General features: G+C 71.1%; 3 protein-coding genes. All 3 read right to left on the bottom strand.

Annotation, left to right across the window (positions count from 1 at the left end; genetic code table 11):
- Positions 1-323 (bottom strand): DnaJ domain-containing protein (locus tag PLL68_RS09575; RefSeq protein ID WP_324533535.1); only part of this gene is annotated, 323 nt, incomplete at its 3' end.
- A gap of 31 nt (positions 324-354) precedes the next feature.
- The gene (gene grpE / locus PLL68_RS09570) at positions 355-1,002 is read right to left on the bottom strand and encodes a nucleotide exchange factor GrpE (protein WP_324533534.1); all 648 of its coding nucleotides are present in this window, start codon (positions 1,000-1,002) and stop codon (positions 355-357) included.
- The coding region (locus tag PLL68_RS09565; protein ID WP_324533533.1) for an Hsp70 family protein at positions 999-1,770 on the bottom strand (772 nt) is incomplete at its 5' end. The genes PLL68_RS09565 and grpE, both read right to left, overlap by 4 nt.

Genomic DNA, 1,770 nt, shown 5'->3' with positions numbered 1-1,770 from the left:
CCACCCCCTCCGCCACCGAAGGCGGAGAAGACGTCCTCGAAGCCGCCGGCGCCACCGGGGCCACCGGCGCGGAAGCGGGCACCGCCCTGCGCCATCTGGCGCACCGCGTCGTACTCCTCGCGCTGCTTCTTGTCGGAGAGCACGGAGTGGGCCTCACCGATGTCCTTGAACCGCCGCTCGGCGGCAGCGTCCCCGGCATTGCGGTCCGGGTGGTGCTGCCGCGCGAGCTTGCGGTACGCCTTCTTGATCGCGGCCTGGTCGGCATCCTTGGGGACGCCGAGGATCGCGTAGAAGTCCTTCTCGAACCAGTCCTGGCTGGCCATGGGCGCCTCCTCTCGGTGCCTCGTCAGTGGATCAGGCGGGGTCTGCGACCGCGACCCGGGCGGGGCGCAGGACCTGCTCCCCCGCACGGTAGCCCGGCTGCAGCACGGTGACGACCGTCGTGGACTGCGCGTCGGTCGGCAGGTCGTCGTCGCCCTCGGGCCACGGCGCGTGCATCAGGGCCTCGTGCTGCATCGGGTCGAAGGCCTCGCCCTTGGCCCCGTAGCGCTCGAGACCGTACTTGCCGAGCGTCGCCTCGAGCTTGTCGGCGATGGCCGCGAACGGTCCGTCGACGAGGTCGCCGTGGTCCCGCGCGGCCTGGATGTCGTCGAGCACCGGCAGCACCGACTCGAGGACGTCACGCACCGCGCGCTCCTGCATCAGCGCCCGGTCGCGGTCGACCCTGCGCTTGTAGTTGACGTACTCGGCCTGGAGCCGCTGCAGGTCGCCGAGCCGCTCGGCGGCGAGGATCGAATCCGGGTGGGTGCCCACGGCATCCACCCCGTCGGCGGATGCCGTGGCAGCCGCCTCACCCTCGCCGGCCGCGGCGGGGGCGGCCCCGGCTGCTGCCGGGGCCACCTCCTCGCCGTCGTTGACCCACTCGGTGTTGACGCTGTCGTCAGCGACCTCACCGCTCAGCGGGCTGCTGTCGGTCTGCTCCGGGCCGTGGGGCTCGGTCACTTCTTGTCCTCGGGCGCGTCGTCCTCGACGACCTCGGCGTCGACGACGTCGTCGTCACCCGCGTCGGATGCCGGCTGGCCACCGTCGGTGCGGGTCCCACGCTCTGCGTGGGCCTCGGCACCCGGCACGTCGCCGGACTCGCCCTGCTCGGCCGCGGCCGCGTACATCGCCGCGCCCATGGCCTGGGACTTGGTGTTCAGGTCGTCGATCTTGGCCTGGATGTCGTCCTTGGACGCCGCCGTCTCCGGCTTGATGGCCTCCTTGAGGGCGGCCAGGGCCTCGTCGACCGGGGCACGCAGCTCGGCGGAGACCTTGTCGCCGGACTCGGCGAGGAACTTCTCGGTCGAGAACACGAGCGACTCGCCCATGTTGCGGGTCTCAGTCTCCTCGCGGCGCTGCTTGTCCTCCTCGGCGTGGGCCTCGGCGTCCTTGACCATGCGCTCGATCTCCTCCTTGGACAGCGCGCTGCCGCCCGAGATGGTGATCTTCTGCTCCTTGCCGGTGCCGCGGTCCTTGGCGGTCACGTGGACGATGCCGTTGGCGTCGATGTCGAAGGTGACCTCGATCTGCGGGACGCCACGGGGGGCCGGGGCGATGCCGGAGAGCTCGAAGGTGCCGAGCGGCTTGTTCTGCTGCGCGATCTCACGCTCACCCTGGAAGACCTGGATGAGCACCGAGGGCTGGTTGTCCTCGGCCGTGGAGAAGACCTCGCTGCGCTTGGTCGGGATGGCCGTGTTGCGCTCGATGAGCTTGGTGAACAGGCCACCC

The organism is Ornithinibacter sp. (assembly GCF_035443565.1).
Taxonomy (GTDB): Bacteria; Actinomycetota; Actinomycetes; order Actinomycetales; family Dermatophilaceae; genus Fodinibacter.
The sequence above is the reverse complement of the archived record's forward strand: the minus strand, read 5'-3'. Positions and strand labels throughout refer to the sequence as shown.